This is a genomic window from Ercella succinigenes (assembly GCF_900002895.1).
Map to the genome: position 1 here is coordinate 183,920 of NZ_CDHP01000008.1, position 21,152 is coordinate 205,071.

The 21,152-nt window shown below is 36.5% G+C and carries 21 protein-coding genes and 4 tRNA genes; 21 read left to right on the top strand and 4 right to left on the bottom strand.

The window, feature by feature from the left end; translation table 11 throughout:
- The first annotated feature begins 165 nt into the window (after window positions 1-165).
- From AC0KSB_RS02745 to rnr, 5 genes are all read left to right on the top strand, one after another.
- A tRNA-Val gene (locus tag AC0KSB_RS02745) sits at window positions 166-241 on the top strand.
- A gap of 5 nt (window positions 242-246) precedes the next feature.
- Window positions 247-323: transfer RNA gene (locus AC0KSB_RS02750), tRNA-Asp, on the top strand.
- 34 nt (window positions 324-357) lie between these two features.
- Window positions 358-433: transfer RNA gene (locus AC0KSB_RS02755), tRNA-Phe, on the top strand.
- Between the two features lie 161 nt (window positions 434-594).
- Window positions 595-843 (top strand): preprotein translocase subunit SecG, encoded by a 249-nt coding sequence (gene secG, locus AC0KSB_RS02760; RefSeq protein ID WP_472306483.1) that lies wholly within the window; start codon window positions 595-597, stop codon window positions 841-843.
- Between the two features lie 64 nt (window positions 844-907).
- Window positions 908-2,950: a ribonuclease R gene (gene rnr / locus AC0KSB_RS02765; protein ID WP_472306485.1), complete on the top strand. Its 2,043-nt coding sequence runs from the start codon at window positions 908-910 to the stop codon at window positions 2,948-2,950.
- Between the two features lie 36 nt (window positions 2,951-2,986).
- Here the strand turns inward: rnr and AC0KSB_RS02770 are convergent, their stop codons facing one another.
- The gene (locus AC0KSB_RS02770) at window positions 2,987-3,214 is read right to left on the bottom strand and encodes an HPr family phosphocarrier protein (protein WP_472306487.1); all 228 of its coding nucleotides are present in this window, start codon (window positions 3,212-3,214) and stop codon (window positions 2,987-2,989) included.
- Window positions 3,215-3,364: 150 nt separating this feature from the next.
- Between AC0KSB_RS02770 and mtaB the strand changes: the two genes are divergently transcribed.
- The 11 genes from mtaB to AC0KSB_RS02825 all read left to right on the top strand — a co-directional run bounded on the left by mtaB (window position 3,365) and on the right by AC0KSB_RS02825 (window position 13,443).
- Window positions 3,365-4,702, top strand: a complete 1,338-nt coding sequence (gene mtaB / locus AC0KSB_RS02775) for a tRNA (N(6)-L-threonylcarbamoyladenosine(37)-C(2))-methylthiotransferase MtaB (RefSeq protein WP_472306489.1) — start codon at window positions 3,365-3,367, stop codon at window positions 4,700-4,702.
- A gap of 52 nt (window positions 4,703-4,754) precedes the next feature.
- Window positions 4,755-5,006: an IreB family regulatory phosphoprotein gene (locus AC0KSB_RS02780; RefSeq protein WP_472306491.1), complete on the top strand. Its 252-nt coding sequence runs from the start codon at window positions 4,755-4,757 to the stop codon at window positions 5,004-5,006.
- A 41-nt stretch (window positions 5,007-5,047) separates the two neighbouring features.
- A complete protein-coding gene (gene ruvX, locus AC0KSB_RS02785) occupies window positions 5,048-5,488 on the top strand; it encodes a Holliday junction resolvase RuvX (protein WP_472306493.1) in 441 nt (146 codons plus the stop codon).
- An 86-nt stretch (window positions 5,489-5,574) separates the two neighbouring features.
- Complete coding sequence (locus tag AC0KSB_RS02790) at window positions 5,575-5,970, top strand: DUF1292 domain-containing protein (protein WP_472306495.1); 396 nt, start codon at window positions 5,575-5,577, stop codon at window positions 5,968-5,970.
- Window positions 5,948-6,283, top strand: coding sequence for a DUF1292 domain-containing protein (locus tag AC0KSB_RS02795; protein ID WP_472306497.1), 336 nt, complete (start codon window positions 5,948-5,950; stop codon window positions 6,281-6,283). The genes AC0KSB_RS02790 and AC0KSB_RS02795 overlap by 23 nt, the downstream gene beginning before the upstream one ends.
- Window positions 6,284-6,360: 77 nt before the next feature.
- Window positions 6,361-7,395, top strand: a complete 1,035-nt coding sequence (locus AC0KSB_RS02800) for a lysostaphin resistance A-like protein (protein ID WP_472306499.1) — start codon at window positions 6,361-6,363, stop codon at window positions 7,393-7,395.
- On the top strand, window positions 7,379-8,401 hold the full coding sequence (asnA, locus tag AC0KSB_RS02805) for an aspartate--ammonia ligase (protein ID WP_472306501.1): 1,023 nt from the start codon (window positions 7,379-7,381) through the stop codon (window positions 8,399-8,401). The genes AC0KSB_RS02800 and asnA overlap by 17 nt, the downstream gene beginning before the upstream one ends.
- A gap of 17 nt (window positions 8,402-8,418) precedes the next feature.
- Window positions 8,419-11,403: a WD40/YVTN/BNR-like repeat-containing protein gene (locus AC0KSB_RS02810; protein ID WP_472306503.1), complete on the top strand. Its 2,985-nt coding sequence runs from the start codon at window positions 8,419-8,421 to the stop codon at window positions 11,401-11,403.
- A 30-nt stretch (window positions 11,404-11,433) separates the two neighbouring features.
- A tRNA-Val gene (locus tag AC0KSB_RS02815) sits at window positions 11,434-11,510 on the top strand.
- Between the two features lie 63 nt (window positions 11,511-11,573).
- Window positions 11,574-12,755: a DEAD/DEAH box helicase gene (locus AC0KSB_RS02820; RefSeq protein ID WP_472306505.1), complete on the top strand. Its 1,182-nt coding sequence runs from the start codon at window positions 11,574-11,576 to the stop codon at window positions 12,753-12,755.
- Window positions 12,742-13,443 (top strand): DUF6553 family protein, encoded by a 702-nt coding sequence (locus tag AC0KSB_RS02825; RefSeq protein ID WP_472306507.1) that lies wholly within the window; start codon window positions 12,742-12,744, stop codon window positions 13,441-13,443. Before AC0KSB_RS02820 ends, AC0KSB_RS02825 begins: the two co-directional genes overlap by 14 nt.
- A gap of 26 nt (window positions 13,444-13,469) precedes the next feature.
- On the opposite strand, the gene AC0KSB_RS02830 is transcribed toward AC0KSB_RS02825, so the two are convergent.
- The 3 genes from AC0KSB_RS02830 to AC0KSB_RS02840 all read right to left on the bottom strand — a co-directional run bounded on the left by AC0KSB_RS02830 (window position 13,470) and on the right by AC0KSB_RS02840 (window position 15,830).
- Entirely contained in the window at window positions 13,470-14,111 is a 642-nt protein-coding gene (locus tag AC0KSB_RS02830) for a phosphoribosyltransferase (protein ID WP_472306509.1), read from the bottom strand.
- A gap of 152 nt (window positions 14,112-14,263) precedes the next feature.
- Window positions 14,264-15,514: a BaiN/RdsA family NAD(P)/FAD-dependent oxidoreductase gene (locus tag AC0KSB_RS02835; protein WP_472306511.1), complete on the bottom strand. Its 1,251-nt coding sequence runs from the start codon at window positions 15,512-15,514 to the stop codon at window positions 14,264-14,266.
- A gap of 1 nt (window position 15,515) precedes the next feature.
- Entirely contained in the window at window positions 15,516-15,830 is a 315-nt protein-coding gene (locus tag AC0KSB_RS02840) for a helix-turn-helix domain-containing protein (protein ID WP_472306513.1), read from the bottom strand.
- Window positions 15,831-15,999: 169 nt separating this feature from the next.
- Here AC0KSB_RS02840 and hflX point away from each other — a divergent pair, with 169 nt between their 5' ends.
- The 5 genes from hflX (at window position 16,000) to AC0KSB_RS02865 (ending at window position 21,144) form a co-directional block, all read left to right on the top strand.
- Window positions 16,000-17,316, top strand: coding sequence for a GTPase HflX (gene hflX / locus AC0KSB_RS02845; RefSeq protein ID WP_472306515.1), 1,317 nt, complete (start codon window positions 16,000-16,002; stop codon window positions 17,314-17,316).
- A gap of 103 nt (window positions 17,317-17,419) precedes the next feature.
- On the top strand, window positions 17,420-17,908 hold the full coding sequence (locus AC0KSB_RS02850) for a MarR family transcriptional regulator (RefSeq protein WP_472306517.1): 489 nt from the start codon (window positions 17,420-17,422) through the stop codon (window positions 17,906-17,908).
- A complete protein-coding gene (locus tag AC0KSB_RS02855) occupies window positions 17,901-18,155 on the top strand; it encodes an acyl carrier protein (protein ID WP_472306519.1) in 255 nt (84 codons plus the stop codon). Before AC0KSB_RS02850 ends, AC0KSB_RS02855 begins: the two co-directional genes overlap by 8 nt.
- An 11-nt stretch (window positions 18,156-18,166) precedes the next feature.
- On the top strand, window positions 18,167-20,110 hold the full coding sequence (locus AC0KSB_RS02860) for an AMP-dependent synthetase/ligase (RefSeq protein WP_472306521.1): 1,944 nt from the start codon (window positions 18,167-18,169) through the stop codon (window positions 20,108-20,110).
- 77 nt (window positions 20,111-20,187) lie between these two features.
- Window positions 20,188-21,144 (top strand): diacylglycerol/lipid kinase family protein, encoded by a 957-nt coding sequence (locus tag AC0KSB_RS02865; RefSeq protein WP_472306523.1) that lies wholly within the window; start codon window positions 20,188-20,190, stop codon window positions 21,142-21,144.
- Window positions 21,145-21,152 lie beyond the last annotated feature (8 nt).

Here is a 21,152-nt window from a genome sequence, read left to right on the forward strand (position 1 = left end):
TGTTTCTCAGTTTTTTGTTGATCTGTCATTTGTAAAAAGTGATTGATTTATTATTTAAAAAAATATTTGTATTTTTGAAAAAAGATTGTTGACAAGCTAGTCTGTTTCTATTATACTTTCACTTGCACTCAGGAAACGCGGTGCACACGAGAAATCGTGATTTATGGGAGCTTAGCTCAGCTGGGAGAGCATCTGCCTTACAAGCAGGGGGTCACAGGTTCAAGCCCTGTAGTTCCCACCATAAATGGCGCAGTAGTTCAGTTGGTTAGAATGCCAGCCTGTCACGCTGGAGGTCGAGGGTTCGAGCCCCTTCTGCGTCGCCATAATTGCCGGTCTTTATGAGGCCGGCAAACATATGCCCAGATAGCTCAGTCGGTAGAGCAGTGGACTGAAAATCCACGTGTCGCTGGTTCGATTCCGGCTCTGGGCACCACGATAGCAGTAGCTTTTTATTTCTAGAGTTATTGCTATCTTTTTTTGAAATTATATAGCTTGATTTATTATTTGCTGACTAATCAAACTAGCAGAAACACTTGCGAATAAGAGCCAGGTGTGATAAAATCTGTTTCACGTGTTTATGACGGAGGTAAAAAAATGCAAACAGTAACAATAATAGTTGCAATTATAGATATTCTTCTTTGCATAGGTCTTATTCTTCTTGTTATATTTCAGGAAGGTAACTCAAAAGGTCTGGGAGCCATAGGTGGTGGAGCTGATACTTTTTTTGGCAAAACAAAGGCTCGCAGCATGGATGCTTTGCTTAAAAAACTTACAACTGTTGTAGCTGTCGCTTTTGCTGGTTTCACGATTGCTTTATATCTGTTGACCGGACGTGGCCTTTGATTTTGACTAAGTTTTGATTTCTATATAGAATTATATTGAATTTTGATAAAGCGCTTCCTGTATTGTGCGGGGGCGTTTTGTTTTGCCCAAGAATCTTTTTGGCTGTGAAAATTATGCAGCAAATGCTATCATTAAAGAGGAGGTAACTATAATGCAAAATTATGTTGGAATTCTACAACAAAATAACAGAGATGGCCTATTAGTTTTGGATCGTCCTGATCAGGTTGTTGGTCGCGAACTTTTTATACCTTCACGGTTTTTGCATGGGGCTCCTTTTGGGATGAAAGTAGTTGCTCGTCTTGCAGGAGAAATGCCTGATAAAGGATTTTCTCAAATAGGCGAAATTGTCGAAGTTCTTGGTGATCCTCAAAGACCAGACATAGCAATTTTGGGTATAATAAGACAGCATGGATTGTCGGAAAATTTCCCTTCAAAAGTTCAAAAATTTGCAGAACAATTTGATATTAATCCAGATGCTTCTGAGATAAAAGCTGAAATTGAAAGAGGCAGAAAAGATTTAAGAAGTATAAATACAATTACAATCGATGGAGAAGATGCACGCGATTTAGATGATGCAGTTAATATTAAGAAAAAAGAAAATGGCGGATATATTTTAGGTGTTCATATTGCAGATGTCAGCCATTATGTAAAAGAGAACAGTTTGCTGGATAAGGAAGCCAGAGACAGAGCAACAAGTGTTTATCTTTCTGATCGAGTTTTACCAATGCTTCCACCTCGCCTTTCAAATGGAATTTGCAGTTTGAATCCTGAAGTCGATAGATTGACATTAAGTGCGATCATGGAATTTGATAATAATGGTGAAATTATTTCTGGTGAAATTATTGAGAGTGTTATTAATAGTAAAGCAAGGACTTCATATAATGAAGTAAAGCAAGCATTGGAAGATGGAACCGTCCTGCCTGGAAGATATCCAGGTTTTTTGGAAGACTTAAAAATTATGCGTGAGCTTTCAGATAAATTGTTAAAAATAAGAAAACAAAGAGGATCGATAGATTTTGAATTCCCTGAAACTCATGTTGAACTTGACTCTGAAGGTAAACCTGTAGATATATATCCTTACCCTATAAGCTTTGCAAACGGAATTATTGAGTCATTTATGATAGCAGCAAATGAGTTTGTTGCCTTAAAAGCGCATACTAATGATCTTCCTTTTTCGTATAGAGTGCATGAACTTCCAGATCCTGAAAAACTTGAAAAATTTGTAAAACTTGCGAATCTCTTTGGTGTACCGGTAAGGTTGCGCGGGAACCCGACACCAGGAATGCTTGCGGTTGCTTTGGATAAAGTGAAAAAAGAACCATTTGGACTTACTTTGTCACAGCTATTATTAAGATCACTTGCAAAAGCTCGTTATTCTTCGGATAATCTGGGACATTTTGGTTTGGCTTCAGAAAATTACTGCCACTTTACTTCGCCAATAAGAAGATACCCGGATTTATTTGTTCACAGAGTTTTAAAAGGTTGGATAAATAACAATCTTCCAAGGAAGAAATGGAACAGACTTGCAGATTCTATCAGTGATCACAGTTCAGATATGGAAAGAGTAGCTATGTTGGCAGAACGTGATTCGGTTGATCAGAAAGCAGCAGAATATTTGAGTGAACATCTAGGTATGTCTTTTGAAGGAGTAATATCTGGTTTTAATCCAGCAGGTTTTTTTGTTCAGCTTGAAAACACTGTTGAAGGAATGGTTCCGTACAGAACTTTGGATGGATATTATGAATACATTGAAGAACGCTTATGCGCAATAAATAAAAGAAGTGGTCGTCAACTACATTTGGGTGATCGTGTAACAGTGCAGGTTGCCCAGGTTGATATAATAAAACGCAGAATAGACTTTGAGTTATCAGATCACGAGGCTGCTCAGGGCAAGCATGTAACAAATCTTGCAGATAAAATTTCAAATGAGAAAAAAGAGAAAGGCGGAAGAAGGTCAGGAAGATCAGGATCGAGATCTTACAGACAACTTCCTGAAACAGAAAGAAAAAGCAGAAAATATAAAAACGGTGGAAAAGGCGGCTCAAAATCCGGCAAAAGAAAAACCAGACCTGATAAGAGGTCTGGAAAGTCGAAAAAGAAAAAATAGACTTTATGAAGGCAGTTCAAATACTTCAGCAACAAATTAAATCATGAACTGTTTAAGTTTATCTTCGAGATCCTGACCGTTACTGCTGTGTATCTCAACATCAATAGGTTTTGCCAGGTCGAGACTGAAAATACCCATGATCGACTTGGCATCAACTATATATCTGCCTGAAGCAAGATCAACATCATAGGGGAATTCGTTGACAATTCTTACAAATTCTTTTACATCGTTGATAGACTTTAGATGAACTGTAAATTTACGCATAGACTTTTCTCCTTTATAATCAGGTTTTATAAACCAGTATCGGTTGCTACAGTTTAGCTGTTCTAATTGTGCAATAATCGCACATGGAATGTCAACTAATAAACTGTATCATATTTTTAAAAAAATTTAATTAATCAGATAAGGTGAATGATGAAAAAATACAAAATTGCTTTTCATACTTTGGGTTGTAAAACAAACCACTATGAGACAGATGCAATAGCCAATCAGTTTATTATGCATGGGTATGAGAGAGTAGCCTTTCAGGAAAAAGCAGACGCCTACATAATTAATACATGTACTGTAACGGGGGAAGCTGATCGTAAATCAAGGCAAATGCTAAGAAGAGCATCTCAAAAAAATCCACAGGCGATTGTGGTTGCTATGGGTTGCCATGCAGAACTCTCGGATACTTCAAAATATGCTGATTTGTGTATAGGTACTCAAGGAAAAAGCCAGGCTGTTGCTATGATTACAAAAGCTCTAAAAGCTGGAAAATCAACGAATATTAATTTTGTTCAGGAGAATGAAGATAATGATAAGCATAGTTATGATGTTTTGACTGAGTATGAGGAATTGGGAATATCAGAAAAACAGTCAGAAACAAGAGCATATCTTAAAATTGAAGATGGTTGTAATGCGTTTTGCAGTTACTGTGCGATCCCTTTGGCTAGAGGAAGAGTAAGAAGTCGTGAAAGAGATCAGATTATTACTGAAGCAAGATCTCTTGTTAAAGCAGGATATAAAGAAATTGTTTTAACCGGTATACACCTTTGTTCTTACGGATTTGAAAGAGGAGAGCCTGAATATGCTGTAGCTTCTCTTGCATATGATTTAAGCAATATAGAAGGCTTGAAGCGAATCAGACTGGGTTCGTTAGAACCGCTATCAGTTACAGATAAGTTTTTAGAAATAATTAATAAATCAGATAAAATATGTCCCCATTTTCATCTTTCCCTTCAAAGCGGCAGTGATCGCATTTTAAAATTAATGAATAGAAGATATGATACAGAACAATTCAGAGCGGTTGTAAATAATATACGCTGTATTTGGCCGGAGGCTGGTATTACTACTGATCTGATAACTGCTTTTCCAGGTGAGTCTCAAACAGATTTTGATCAGACTTTGGATTTTTGTAGAGAAATGCAGTTTTCTCGTATGCATATATTTCAATATTCTGCGAGAGCAGGAACCCCTGCAGCATCTATGCCTGATAGAATTAGCCCGCATATATCTTCTGCCCGTAGCAAAAAGATGCAAAATTTGGCAGATGAGATGGCATTAAGCTTTCATAAATCGCAAATTGGAAAAAATACTTTGGTATTAACGGAACAGCAAAGAGATGATGATAAAATAACAGGATATACCGAAAGTTATATTCCTGTTCTAATAGATAATACAGATGATAAAATCAAAATAAATGATATCGTGAGAGTAAAGATTGTGTCAGCTGACAAGGATTATATGTATGCACACGCTATCAAACCTTAATAATTCATGATAAGATAATAGCATCGAAATTTCATTTGCAGGAGGTGTCGACATGGTTGGCAACGAAACTACACGTTTTGAATTAGGCGAGGATCATAGCCGGGAAGCTCGGGAAATTATGAGCCAGGTTTTAGCTTCGTTAAGGGAAAAAGGCTATAATCCAGTAAATCAACTGGTTGGCTATTTTCTGTCGGGAGATCCTACTTATATTACCAATCATCAGGGAGCCAGAGCTGTTATACGCAGAATGGAAAGAGATGAGCTTTTGGAGATAATGATAAAAGACTATATTTCTCGATTATAATTATTGATACTAAATAATAAAAATATGAGGTTCTGATTATTATGGATAATACTGGATTGCGTTGGTTGGCAGTCGACTATGGTGAGGTGCGAGTAGGTATAGCCATCAGCGATCCGCTTGGTTATACTGCCAGAGGGTTGGAAACAATCCGCTGGAATGGTAAAGACATGGATAAAGTTCTGGACAGAATTTGTGAATTGGTTTTACAGTATAATATAACAGGGTTGATCGTGGGAATACCTCGTAGAACTGATGGTAAAGCTGGTGTTTCAGAAGATAATGCTCGGAAACTAGCAATTTCTCTTAAAGAAAAAACAGGCATCGAGCCTGACCTGAGAGATGAACGATATACTACCGTTATGGCTTCAAGATTGATGAGAGAAGTTAATGTTGATAGAGGGAAACGAAAAGGTATAGTTGATCAGATTGCTGCTGAAATAATATTGCAGGAGTATCTGGAAAGTCGTCGCAAAGATTTCTAATGATATGGTATAATATCAGCAAGTTTATAATGAATTAAAAAGTATTTTTACTTATGATCAAAGATCTATTTAAGGAGGATCTGTTAATGTTTTATTACGATGAGAATTGTTGTTGCAGCTCTGACACTGAAGAAGATGTATGCTGCTGTGAAAGTGGCACTGAAGAGAATTGCAACTGTGATGATGAGGGCTGTGACTGTGGGCATGATCATGCTCCTGCCACAATTGTTATGACTGATGCAGAAACCGGTCAGGAATATTCTTTCATGATTGCGGATGATTTTCCTTTTGAAAATGAACATTATTGTGTTCTTATAACAACAGATGAAAATGATCCTGAAATGGTAATTACAAAAGTTGTTGCCATGGAAGATGGTTCAGAGGGTCTTATGAGTCTTGGTGAAGACGAATATGATAAAGTTTATGCAGAGTATGAAAGACTCTGCGAGGAAGAAGATTATGAAGACGAGGACGAAGAATAATAGAATTCCGTCCAGACCGGTTAAAGATGACCGTGCCTCTAATGAAGACGTTCTTGCTGTAATAGTTGATATTAACAGCGGCAGGGAATATTATATGTCATTTATTGATTCTTTCAGGTTTAAGGATCGGGACTATGTTGTTATGTACAATTATGAGCCAGATGACGGTAACCATAAGGATCCGGAAATAGCAATAATGAGATCTGAAAGGCACACCAGTGGAGAACAGTATTTTAAGTCTATCCGTAATAAGAAAGAACTTGATGCAGTTTTCAATGTTTTTTTTAACAGGTTTGAGAATAATTCTGAATAATTAAATACATCAGCAGATAATCAGGAGCCGGGTCGTTTTGCGGCCCGGTTTTACTGATATTATTGAAAGAGATTTTTATGACAGATAAAGAAAATAATTTTAATAAATATCAGAATGAAACAGACTCAACCATTCATCAGGAGCAGGAATATGTTTATGCACAGCCTGGTAATGTAATCAAAAGTGTTGGTGATAAACAAGGCAGAAAGTTCAGACCACGTACTGTTTTGATACCACTGGGGTTTATGATTTTACATGTTCTGATTATTAATATAGTCGCAATAATTTACCTTTTGGGATTTGTTTTTATCAAATCGATCATACAGGCAAATGGATTTAATTCTGAATTGCTTATGGACGCAGAATATCTTAATCAGATGCTTATGCAAAACACTTCGCAGATAGCAGTTTTTTATGCGTTGGCATTATTGCCGGTTTATTTGATATATCTTCATTTTGCCGGCAAAAAAAGAACCGATGTTGTCTGGTTGAATAAAACAAAAACTTCTAACTGGTTTGCTTCAATAGCATTAATAATAGGTGCAATGGGCTTAACAAATCTTTATTTTATTGTTCTGGATTGGGCAAGTTCAAAATCAAATTTTATATCTGGATTGATGAATGATTATATAGAACTTTCTTCTTCTGCTTTTTCAACCGAAACTAATTATATCTGGTTAATTCTCGGAATAGGAATAGCTGCACCTGTTGTTGAAGAATTATTGTTCAGGGGAATAATACAGGGAGAGTTAAGAAGAGCCATGCCTGAGTGGTTGGCTGTCGTTATACAGGCTCTGGCTTTTGCCATTTTCCATATGCAGCCGGTTCAGTCTGTTTATGTATTTATACCAGGATTGTTACTTGGTGCTGCATACTCTTGGACAAAATCCCTTTGGGTACCGATAGTAATGCATATTTTTTTCAATCTTCTGGGAAGCCTGGTACCCAGTCTGCTTCAGTCAGACGAAATGTTGCAGCAAATTGTTGTTATAACCGAGATGGCATTTATTCCTGTAGCTATTGCAGCAGGAGTGTTTATGTATTTGAATAGATTTAAAACAACACAGCCTAACAAAAGTGAAGGGGAGGTTTTATATGAATCTTCAATATAAAAATAATTTAATGCTGCCAGAAAAATATGAATCTCAGCTTAATCTTAGAGAAACAGAATTGGCAATTAAGCATATAAAAGATCATGTTGAAGGGCAACTTGCTGATACTCTTAATCTTACAAGAGTCTCTGCGCCTTTGTTCGTAAAAAGAGAAACCGGTTTAAATGATGATCTTAATGGTGTTGAAAGACCGGTTAGCTTTGATATAAAAGATATCAAAGCTAATGTAGAGATTGTTCATTCGCTTGCAAAGTGGAAGAGAATGGCTTTAGGAAGGTATAAATTCCATCCAGGTGAAGGTATTTATACAGATATGAATGCAATAAGGCGGGATGAAATTCTTGATAATCTTCACTCTGTTTATGTAGATCAGTGGGATTGGGAAAAAATTATTGCCAGAGAACAAAGAAACATTGATTACCTTAAAAATGTAGTAAAAGAAATTTTTTCATGCTTCAAAAGGGTAGAAAATCATTTATCCAGACAGTATTCTTGCCTAAAGCGTAAATTGCCTGAAGAAGTTTATTTTATAACAGCAGAAGAACTTGAGGAACTCTACCCGCAATTGTCAGCAAAAGAGCGAGAAGACAAGATTTGTGCAGAGAAAAAAGCTGTTTTTGTCATAGGTATAGGGGCTCCACTTAAATCTGGTAAAAAACACGACGGCAGAGCACCAGATTATGATGATTGGCAGCTTAATGGAGATCTTTTGTTCTGGTATCCTATGCTTAATCGTGCTTTTGAAATTTCTTCGATGGGTATTCGTGTTGATGAAAAAAGTATGCAGGAACAACTAGAAAAAGCGGGCTGTATTGAAAGAGCTGAATATGATTTTCACAAGCAGGTGCTTAATGGAACACTTCCGTATACAATAGGCGGAGGCATAGGTCAATCAAGACTATGTATGTTCTTTTTAGACAAGGCACATATTGGCGAAGTTCAGGCTTCGGTTTGGCCTGTTGATATGATAATGACCTGCGAAAAAAATGGCATTAATCTTTTATAATCTGCAAGGTTTGAGAAATGTCTGAATTATTTGCCGGCTATAGAGTTAAGAAGCGCACATTTGCAGTTGCAGGACTGGCTTTTCTTGTCAGTCTTGTTACTGCTGTTATGATAGGCTTTTATGCTTTTTCCCTGATAGGCTCAGATGTGCTTTTCCGTTTTCAGTTAAAAGAAGAGCAACAACCTATCAATCTGCCGGGCAGTGGTATAAATATAAGTGATTTTAAAAGCAGTAATATGATAGTAGACGGTTCTTTTGAGCCATTTTATTATCGGCATTTTCTAACTGCTTATGATGGTGATGAAAGTTCTTTAATAGTTTCCTCGGAAGATGCGAGCAGATACTTTTATAAAGATGAGTTTTTTACAGGTGCTGATATACGTGTTTATGGACAAACGACTGACGGATTACGTTTGAAAAAACAGGGTAAAGTAAGCAGTTATGGCTTAAATCAAGTAGGTGTTTTTCAATCTATTAGAATGCCTGCAGATATGCAGCAGGAGTTTTCTCTTAGTGCCTTAACCTCCTGGCAGAACAAGTTTTTGCTTGTCGGAGGAAGTGATGGTCTGGTATTAACGGTTGACAATAATCAGGTGATTGCACTTACAGATACAGGAATAAATGAAGAAATTACTGATATCTGTACTTTTGAAAATGAAATTTTAGTTAGCAGTGCTAATGGAACACTTGCATTTTCTAATGATAGTGTCAGCTGGCAGGAATGGTATCCAGGAGGAATAAACAACTTAAATTCCATAGCTGTAAATAGCAAAGGTATGTACACGGCTGTAGGAAATAATGGATTTGTTATTAGTGGTAGAGACGGTGTTTTTTTCAGGTCTTTCCCTAAAATTGATGACAATCTGGTATCAGTCGAAGCATTGGGTGACGGCTGGCTTGCCGTAGGCGAAGCAGGAACTATTATTTATTCTGAAAACGCAATATCATGGGAAATAGTCAATGAAAAAAGCAGTCAGCTTACCTGGAGTTCTATTAGCACCTTTGAAAATGGCGCTTTGATAGTTGGAGGCAATGGTAAATCTGCGATTTATAGAACAGATATGCAGAACAAATTACAGATAATTTCAGAAAACTTTTTTTCTCACGATTTAGTAGATATTATAAAAGTTACTGATGCACAATTTATTGCTATAGATAGTTCAGGATTATTTTACATAAGTAATGATGAAGGAGAAACCTGGACATCTTCAGATATAAATTTGGAAATAAAAGCTAAGCGTCTGGCAATTTTAGAAAACAAAATCTATTGTATTGATGGAAATAATAAGTTAGGCAATGCATCTCTAGTTGCCAAAATAAAAATTGATTCTCCACTTCAGGACGGTTTGTTTCAGGCTGGAGACTTAATCTTTATGGAGCTTGACCATTATCAGTTGAAGTCGACAGTAACCCATGACGATCTTATAACTTTTACTAATACAGATGATTCGTGGCATATCTCAGGGAATACAGAGATTGAAAGAATGAAAGACGAATCGGCACCTTCAGGCGAAGGATATTTAAGATTAACAATTGATAATGAGGGCTTTATATATCAAAGCCTTAATTCTTCAGATTTTATTGATCAATCCGATAATGTAATTTTTAATTTTAGTGGTTGGTTTAACAGTCAGGAAACTTCCAGAACAATTACTGTACAGATTACCGGACTAAAACAACCGGCAGAAATAACCCTTGAGATTGCGTCTGATGACTGGCGCAGATACTCTGGTAATTTTATTATACCTGCTAACTGGATTGATCCTGAAGCAGATATTTTTATTAATATCGGTTCAAAGGATCGCGGCGAAATATTAATAGATGAACTTTTACTTGTATCTGCTCTGGATGGGCAAAAAGCTTATACTTCTGATTTTATAAAAACTATAACCGGTATTAGTCCTCAGGTTATAAGATTTGCAGGTATACCTATTGGCAAAATTACTGCTCCACCTGAGTCATGGGCTATGCATGCAGGTCAGGACGGTTTTGTGCTTGCTCAAAATGGTTGGCATAAAAATCGCGAAAACTCCTTAACTGAAGCCCTAACGATAGCAAAAAACACTCATTCTGAACCATGGCTGGTTATAGATTCTTTTACTAGTGAAACTGAAATAAATAATTTGATGGAATATCTTGCCGCACCTGTTTCAGAAAAATATGGCAAACTGCGAATGGAACAAGGATCGGCTGTGGCCTGGACAGATTATTTCAGCAGGTTTTATATTGAGATTACTGATGAAAATAATTTATTTAAGGATGATAGGATAAAATCTTCTTATGTTGACTGGGTAATAAATCAAATATATGAATCTCCTTATTATTTGAAAATAAAAAACAGCCTTATTTTTATTGATGGTATGAAATATGATCAGGGAATAATGCTTTCATCCGCAGACTATTATGCAACCGACCTTCAGATATCAGAAAGAATTGATAAAGTTGATAAGTTAGAAAAGATCTATCTTGATTACTGGAGTAGATTGCCAAGAAATCCTGAAAAAAGCACACAGTCATGGCCATCAATGATAAAAACCGTTAATTATGACAAAATATTATCAATACAGAATAATAATATAAATTTGGCTTCTCTTGTTGGTATGCTTACTTATGATTTAGGACAGCAGACAAGTCTTATCATGAATGATTTAGATTCTAAATATCAGTCTGATAATCGTTTTGCACAAATTAATGAAAAGGCTGCAGAAATAATTTCTGCAGCTTCAACCGGGGAAGCATTCAGAGTAGAACGTCTTGCAGCCTCTGATGAGATTTATCTTTTTGCAACCAGAAAAAATAACTCTGTAAAGGTTGTAATTTGTAATGCAGGTGAACTACCTGCAAATTGTCAAATTGTAACGGATTTTGATATTTCTGGAGCTAATATAATAAAATACGATGCAGAAGGAAATGAAATAGGTACGGAAAAATTAAGAAAGAATGAAAGCCAGATAACCATTCTTCCAGGTGGAGTAGTGTATCTTGAAAAACTTGACAGTTGAATTTAGTATAGATATAATAATCAGGCGCTTGGGTGGTTAGCTCAGCTGGTTAGAGTACTTGCTTGACATGCAAGGGGTCGTTGGTTCGAGTCCAATACTACCCACCAAGTAAAAGTCCCTGAGACTGTGAGGTCTTGGGGGTTTTTTGATTATCAGGGAGATGTATTGCAATGTGTGCAACAATAAAAGAAAAATTTGAAAATAACGATGAGCAAACAGAAATAAGTTTTTTTGATATAGGCATGTCTGAGAACATGATTCAGGCTGTCTCTAAAATGGGATTCAAAAAACCTACCTCTGTTCAGATAAGAACTATACCGCCAATGCTTAACTGGAACGATATTATAGCTAAGGCTCCTACAGGTACGGGCAAAACCAGTGCTTTCGGAATACCTGTTCTAGAACATCTGGAAGATAATTCGCAGAATCCACAGGCTTTAATATTGGCACCAACCAGAGAGTTGGCAGTGCAAATAAGTCAGGAAATGCAAGATTTAGCCAGTGAAATTAAAAACTTCAGAATAGCTACTGTTTATGGTGGCCGAAGAATAGATCAGCAGATTGCTCAAGTTAGAAAAAATCCACATGTCATAGTTGCAACTCCAGGTCGTCTGATTGATTTAGTAAAACGTCAAGTTGTTAGACTTGGTTCTGTTCATACTGTTGTCCTTGATGAGGCTGACAGAATGTTGGATATGGGTTTTGTAAGTGATGTTAGATATATACTTGATAAAATGCCGCGAGTTTCGCAGATAGCTTTGTTCAGTGCTACTATGTCGAGGTCTGTTATGGATATAAGTTGGATATATCAGCGTGATCCTGTGGAAATTATAGTTGATCCCGAAAAAGATAATAGACCACAAATAAAACAATATCAGATTGAGGCAAATGGACCGGAAAGGCTTAGGACATCAGTCAAAATATTAAATAACAATGATTTTGAAAAAGTAATGGTTTTTTGTAATACAAAGCAAATGACAGAAGTAGTTGCTGAAAAATTGCAAAAATCAGGTATAAAAGCAGAGAGTATTCATGGCGATATCAGACAAGCTAATCGAGAAAGAATAATTAAAGGATTTAGAACAGGTAATATTAAGGTTCTTGTTTGTACTGATGTTGCAGCTCGTGGGATTGATGTTGATGGTGTTGAAGCTGTGATTAATTATGAAATTCCTAATGAAAATGAGCATTATACACATAGAATAGGAAGAACCGGCAGAGCTGGGCGGCAAGGCATAGCATATACTTTTACTTCTCCAGTGCATCAGGCACGATTAAATAGTATAATCAGATATACACGAACAGAGATGGAACTGTTGGATATTCAGGGAGGTAATGATGAGAGACGTTAAGTGCAGTAATTGTAATAAGGTTTTTCAAATAGATGAAAGTGCAGAAAAGGCATTTTGCGTATATTGCGGGCAGTCTAATGAAATTATTGATGCCGTAAATATTGAGTATGAAAATGTTACAGATGAAGTAAATGATGAGTTTTTTGAATGGAAAAAGCAGATTGAAGCTGCAAGATTCAAAGTTTATGATAAAAGAACCGGAGATCGTGGAGATACTTTCATTGGTTTTTGGACTATGCTAATGTTTCATGGCAGAAACAGTAGAGGTTTTTTTGGGCTAAAAAGAGCAAGGAAAGAAGCAGATAAATTTTGGCAGCAATCAGCTATGAGTAAAGTTATTGATGCAGCTGGTGATCAGGCAGAGAAACTTGTTTCAGAGCAATTATATGATTCGGCCAGAGTTTTTTACCAAACCTGCAGGGAAGACAGACATTATGGTTCAAAAATGCTTGATATGGTCAAACTAAAACCGGAACAGATTGCTGAAAAAGCCGCAGGCGAAGTATGTAATCTCATTTTTCAATATTGGCTCAATTTTGAGCCTATTATGTTTAGAGATCAAATTTTCAGGGCAGCATGGTACGCCTTTGCTCCTTCCTTCCCAGACAAGCCTTCAGCACTGGAGCAAAAAATAAAATCGCTTTCTGAGGAGGAACAGAGCACTTTAAGACAAATATTAAAATTGTAGTTTCAGACAGACAACAGTCAAATACTTCACAGCTTTGAATATCCGTAGCTGTTTACAATTGCTTCGAGTCTTTTGCCGGCTTTGCAAGACGTACAATCTATTGGCAGATGTGCTTCATAATCAGGGATATCCTGATTGCTGAAAAGTGAATGAACCGTTTGATTGTCTATATGTTCAACTGCACTGAAAACTGCTGCTATACTGCTTATTCTGCCATTGTAATAATGTGCACACTGAATTGCCTGCGCAAGAGTGTTACCAGTGGTAGCGGAGGCTGCCATAATAAGTATTTGTTTGTTGCTGATTTTCTTTTGAATATTGTCGCGAAAAATAAACTGACCGCTGCTGTTAAACTCAGGTATTATGACATTAATGCTGCTTCCTGACATCATGTGTTCATTGTCTGACTTACAAAGCTCAAGCGCCAGATAAGCTGCTATAATTTCTGTTCCATCAAGACATACGATTGTTTCTACAGGCGTGCTGTTTTTTAGTTGCTCAGCAAAAGCTGCACCGGCATCAAAAGACATAGTATGATTACACTTGATTTCTGTCATATCCAGATAATAATTAACATGCGAATGCCTTGTAGCGAAATGTCCGGGCATAATATCTAGATGCAAAGATGGATAGATAGACGAATAAATTGTTTTTATCTTTGTTTCCATGGTCTCACTCTCCTTATCATTATATACTTCAGGAAAATGTTCTGGCCTGTATTTTGTCGGAACCAAAGCTGCCTGATTTCAAGCAGGTTCAAAACACTTGTATAAAATCATTATACGATTTGAAGTCAATTTAGTGAAGAGTAAATATTATTTCAAATTCTGAATTTAGCAGCATTTTTACCAGCCAACCAGCCTGTTGAGAAAGCTGCCTGCAAATTATAACCGCCGGTATCGGCATCAATATCTATTACTTCTCCGGCAAAAAAAAGATCCTTAATAATTTTAGATTCCATTGATTTAGGATCTATCTGTTTGAGATTTATACCTCCGGCAGTAACCATTGCCGTTTTAAAACCTCTGCTTCCATAAATATTTACAGGTAATCCTGTTGTGATTTTGGCCAGATTTATTAACTGATCACTATTTATTGCTCCTGAACGTGATTTGGGATCAAGATTAGCAAGAATAATTAATACTTCCTGCAGACGAGAAGGTAGAGGGCCGCTCAAAGCATTGATAAGATTTTGATTGCTGGCAGCTTTTATATCTGCTGCCCATTTTTCTGCTAACTCGGAAACTGAAAACTGTGGGCAAAGATTTATTTTTAGCATGCACTCAGCATTTAATTTGTCTGTCTCTTTATTATATGGTAAATGTCTTGAAATTCTTAAAATTAACGGGCCTGACAGTCCAAAATGAGTAAAGAGTAATGCTCCTTTATCTCTTTTGATTCTTTTTTTGTTAACAAATAGCTGTAATTCTACATCTTCGACACTGATTCCCTGAAGATCTTTAATCCAGGATTCATTTGAAAGCAAAGGCACAAGAGCCGGTTTAACAGGTATAATCTGATGTCCCAGACTTTGTGCCAGAAAGAAACCATCTCCGGCAGAGCCTGTATTAGGGTAGGAACTGCCACCGGTTGCAATTATTAGAGCATCTCCTGAGATAGTTTGATTCTGTGAAGAAACAGCACAGAAACAATTGCTTTCCCTATGTACTTTTTTTACAGAAAAATCAGTCAATATCTTGACTCCTGCCTGGGTATTTAGAGAGATAAGTTTTGCCAGAATATCCGATGCATTTGACTGATCAGGAAATATTTTACCATTTTCTTCAGTTACGAATTTCATATTGAATCTGTAAAAAAGCTCTAGAAGATCGTTGCGAAAAAATTCATTAAATGCAGGATACAAAAATCTGCCATTATTACATTTTTGGATGAATGTCTCTATATCGGCACTGTTAGTGATATTACATCTGCCGGAACCCGTAATAAGCAATTTCCTACCAGGGGCTGCCATTTTTTCCAAAAGTGTAACTTGAGCTCCGTTCTGAGCTGCAGACAAGCCCGCAATAAGACCAGCAGGACCTGCTCCAATTATAATTATATGTTTTCCCATTTTATTCTCGATTCAAATAAGTTTTATTTAATGCCGTAAGAGAGTTTATCCAGACTGCTGTTTCATGAACTCTTGGAAAAGGTGTCATAAGAGCCTTGCAGATGTCATCTGCATTGATTATACTTGATGGCGAAAGACCATTTTCCACGCTGCTTATGAAAGAAACACTAAGATCTGTTCTTTTGGAGAGTTCAATCTGACTTATATGATACCTCTCCCTTAGCCTTTTGAGAAGACAACCGTAGGTTACAGCTGGAAAACTGGAATTTGAATCAGTTGATATTGGCTGCTGTTTTTGAATAGCTGGATTGTTCATAGAAGCACCTCTCCGAGCAATAACTTCCAAAATTATATGGTTATATTAGCTAGTAAATGTAATTATGGGTATTATAACATGTATTTGTGATTAGAATGAAATAGTATTTTAATATAAATAAATAAATTATAAAAGAATTATGATAAATAATTATTCTGAAAGGATAAAAATGAATACAGAGAATAAAGCATTACTGCAAGATGCAAAAAATGAAAAAGTAATAATTGTGGGATTGAACTGTCTTCAAGGTTCTGCTGCCGTGGAAGAAGCTGAGCTTTCGCTGACAGAGTTAGGTGAACTTGTTAATGCAGCAGGTGGAGAAGTGGTAGCCTCTGCTTTGCAGAGCAGGGAAAGTCCTGATTCTGCCTGGTTTATAGGTAAAGGTAAATTAGAAGAAATAAAAAATACTGCTTATGATTTAGAGGCAGATACGATAGTTTTTGATGATGAATTATCCGGCTCGCAGATTAGAAATATCGAAACAGATACAGGGTTGAAAGTTCTTGACAGAACCTTTGTTATTCTTGATATTTTCGCCAGACGTGCACAAACTAGAGAAGGTAAGCTTCAGGTTGAGCTTGCCCAACTGCAATACAGACTTAGTCGTCTTATTGGTACTGGTAAAGCCCTATCAAGACTAGGAGGAGGTATAGGAACCAGAGGACCGGGAGAGACTCAACTGGAAACTGATAGGAGACATATAGGACGCAGAATTGCGTATCTAAAAAAATCACTAAAAGAGATTGGTAAAAGAAGACAAAGAACAAGGCAGCATAGGCGCAATCAGGAAGCTGTTATAGCTGCAGTGGTAGGATATACAAATGCAGGTAAAACTTCCCTTATGAATGCTCTTTGTGATGTTGACCTAAATGCCATGGATCAAGTTTTTGCAACTCTGGATCCAGTTGCCAGAAAGTTGATTTTGCCTGATGGACAAACAATAGTTTTGGTTGATACTGTTGGGTTTATACGAAAATTACCCCACAATCTAATTGAAGCTTTTAAATCAACCTTAGAAGAAGTAACAGAAGCAGATATTATTATCCATGTTACTGATGCATCGGATAAACAGGCAGAAAAACAGATTGAAATTGTCCATGATCTTTTATCCCAGCTTGATGCCCTTAGCAAACCAAGAATTCACCTGCTTAATAAAGTTGATTTGCTCGATGAAGCACCTCGTAAAGTTCTTTTTGGCGACCACAATACTCAAAAAAATGAAAATACTATAGCTGTATCTGCTAAAACCGGCAAAGGACTGCAACAGGTTAGAGAAAAAATAGCTGCTATAGCTGGTGGTAATATGATTCCTGCTATAGTTTTTTTCCCTTATGATAAATCTGATTTACTAAGTTATATTCAAAACAATGGTATTATTGACCGCCTGTCTTATGAAGATAAAGGCATAAAAGTTGAGATTAGAATAAAATCCAGTCATTATACTTTTCTAGAACCATGGATTTATCTTGCGGAAAAACATTCATAGAGATAAAATGATGTGACAAGATGTTATTATTTATTATCAAGCTGGATTTTTCGTCAAACCTAAGTGACGGAAAGATTAGGAGGCTGCCGTCAGGCTGATTGCGATGCAAGAGTATGATCAAAAAGTCAATGAACTTATGTTGGATATATTTGACAAAATTCTCGTTACAGAAGAAAGAGCTTTAAGTAAAGGCTATTTTAAGGATTTATCTGTTGCTGAGATGCACACATTAGAAAGTATCGGTCTTTATGATTGTAAAACTATGAGTGAGACTGCTTCTACACTTGGCGTTACAACAGGTACACTTACAGTGGCTGTTGATCGGCTTGTTCGTAAAGGTTATGTCAAAAGAAAAAGAGATGACAAAGATAGAAGGGTAGTTCGTGTGCAGTTAACCAGACAGGGTAAGTTGGCTTATAGAATGCACCATAAATTTCATACACTTTTGGTGGATCGGTTAGTGGAACCGCTTGATAATGCACAGAAAGCTATCTTCCTTAGTACTTTGCAAAGTATATCTGATTTTGTAAATGAGCAAAGTCGAAAATACAATGAATTAGATAAGGCTAAAGAGGAGAAAATAAATGGCTGAATTTTCAAAAGACTTTATTAGCGAAAAAGTATATAATGCAGTAGCTGAATCTTCAGGAATTTCTAGAGACTCTTTGAGAGGGGAAACTGAACTTATTAAGACTCTTAATATGGACTCACTTGCTATTTTTGAGCTTGTTATCGAACTAGAAGAAACTTTTGATCTCAAAATTCCAGATGAGGACATAGATAATATTATTACAATTGATAATGCAATAGAGTATATTTGTAAGAGTTTTTCTTTGTGAGCGGAGGAAATATGCAGATAATAAAAGGCGAACAATATTTTCCTGTAAGGGATTTTGAAACTATTCCCCAGATGATTCGTCAGTGTGTTTCTTTGTTTGGTGATAAGCCTGCTGTTGTACATAGACTTTTGCCTGATATGCCTGCAGAAACCATCACATACAGACAACTATGGAATGATGCTCTTATATTATACAGTAACTTAAAAAAAATCGGAGCCACTGGTAGCAGAATAGCTATTGTTGGTGAAAACAGCTATCACTGGATTTTAGCGTATTTGGCTTCTGTTTTCGGTGCCGGCATAGTTGTTCCAATTGATCGGCTTTTGCCCGAATCAGAGATATTAGAATTATTATCAAGAGGAGAGGTCGAAACTGTTTTTTATGATTCGGCCTTTATTGATGTTTTTACGAATGCAGAGACTTTTCAAACTAATCAAGCAGATGAAAAGATTAAATGCCTGCCACACAATCGGATATGCATGAGATCAGGCAGATTAAAGCCTGATCAGAATGATAAATTAGCAAAGATGTTAATTGGCATAGATGATTTGACGTCTAACGAGGATAATAAAAAACCTGTTTTTATGGATATGTCGGATCTGCTTGATTCTTCTGAAAATATTTCTGCAATTGAGTTGCCCACGATAGATCCTGACAAGATAATGGCTCTTCTTTTTACTTCTGGAACTACAAGTATGGCTAAAGGTGTTATGCTTAGTCAACGAAATGTATGCTCGGATATAAAAGGCATAGCCGGAGTTGTCAAGTTGAACCCAGGATTACGTATGCTTTCAATTTTACCTCTGCACCATACCTTTGAAAATACATGTGGCCTGTTAATGGCTTTGTACGTCGGTGCTTGTATTCATATATGTGATGGCTTGAGATATATACAAAAAAATATGCAGGAATATAAGATAGAGATGATAATAGGTGTTCCTGCTGTTTTTGAAAGCTTTTATCAGAAGATTAATGATAAGCTGATTAAATCTGGTAAGGCTGCTCTTGTAAAGCGTTTAATAAAACCAGTAAAGTTATTGCGAAAAATCAAAATTGATGTTAGCAGGAAGATTTTCAAACAAATACATGAGGCTTTCGGTGGCTGCTTTTATATGGGGATTTGCGGAGCGGCGCCTATTGATCCTGCCGTAATAAGCTTTTTTGATGATATAGGTGTTAGAATTCTTCAGGGATATGGATTGACTGAAACATCACCTGTTGTAAGCGGTTGTAATAGTAAGATATTTGTTCCGGGAACTGTTGGAAGACCGGTTGATAATGTCACGGTAGCTATCGATTGTAATGTGCCGGGATCTCCTGGAGAGATATTGGTAAAAGGCCCTATTGTTATGCTGGGTTATTATAAAGATGAAGCAACCACCAGTGAAGTAATTGATGAAGACGGTTGGTTTCACACAGGAGATATCGGTATTATAGATCCTAAGACAAATTGTATAACAATAACAGGACGCAAAAAGTCTATGATTGTTCTCAGAAATGGCAAAAAAGTATTCCCTGAGGAAGTAGAGTATCTTATTAACCAGTTCGATTTCATAAAAGAATCCTTGGTTTTTGGTGATGAAACAGAAGAGGGAGATATTGTTGTCAGCGCAAAACTGGTAATAGATGAAAAAGCACTGGCCGATAAACATGGCTTGTCTGCAGAAGATCAGGAAGTTCAATCATTTTTGGAGAGAATGCTTAAAGAAGTTAATGCGAATATGCCTTCTTTTAAATCTATTCGTCAGCATGTTTTTTCTTTTAAGGACATGATTAAAACAACGACTTTAAAAGTTAAGAGGCAGATAGAAATAGACAACCTTAAAGACCTTATGGATCGGCAAAAACTAAAATGGCGTGAAATGAAGGGGTCGAATATTGATAAATATGGTAAAACTGATGGCAAAAACGATAATAAATCTGACGATGAAGAAGGCAGAAAATCAGATTTATGATTGCTGGCTGATTTGAACAAAATTATAAACACAGAACAAGCCTTAAAATTGACAGTATAATTGTTGTGGAGAAAAGAATGGATAAATTTATAAATGATTTACACTATTTGTTCATAATAAATCCTGTTGCCGGCAGAAAATACATAAAAAATCTGGCAAATTTAATCAAAAATGCTTTTGAAAATAATGGATTATCTCAGCAGTTCAGTATTGTAATGACTGATAGAAGAGGTCATGCATCAGAATTGGCTAAAACTTTTGGTGAGGAATATGGAGCTTCAGGTATTGTTATTGCCTGTGGAGGCGATGGCACAGCAAATGAAGTTGCTCAGGCTTTATATGGCTCTGAAACTATAATGTCGATCTTGCCAATAGGAACTGCAAATGACTTTGCCAGAGCCGCCTTTCCAACCTTGGTTCCTGAAATTATTATAGAGAAACTTTTGCAACCTCAAATCAAAGCTATTGATGTTTTTCTGGTCGATCAAAGTGTTTGTCTAAATATTATGTCGCTGGGGTTTGATACAAAAGTGCAAAAGACAGCGAGCCGCTTAAACTCAAAATACAGATGGCTGGGTGGATTTTCTTACCCTTTGGCTGTTTTTCTTAGTCTTTGGGGGCGTCGTGATTATAATATGTCCTACAGACTTAAAATTCTAAACAACAAAAACGAAACAGAAGATATTACAGGCAGTATAAATTACATCCTTGCTGCTGCTTGTAATGGCAAATATTACGGTGGCGGTTTTAACCCGGCACCCAATGCAAGTTTAACAGATGGAATACTTGATCTTTGTCTGGTTGAAAAAATGCCATTGTATCGAATGATAAGTTTAATTGGAAAATATAAGAAAGGTAAACACACAGACAGTGCAAAGATTCAAATGTACAGAGTTGTTTCTGGCGAAATAGCAGCAGATAAAGGTGAAAATTTTCTAGGAAACATAGATGGAGAACAATTCAGTAAAGAGAAGTTGTTTTTTGAAGTATTACCTCAATGTCTGCGTTTTGCTTTTATTGATAATATTGAATAAACGTATTT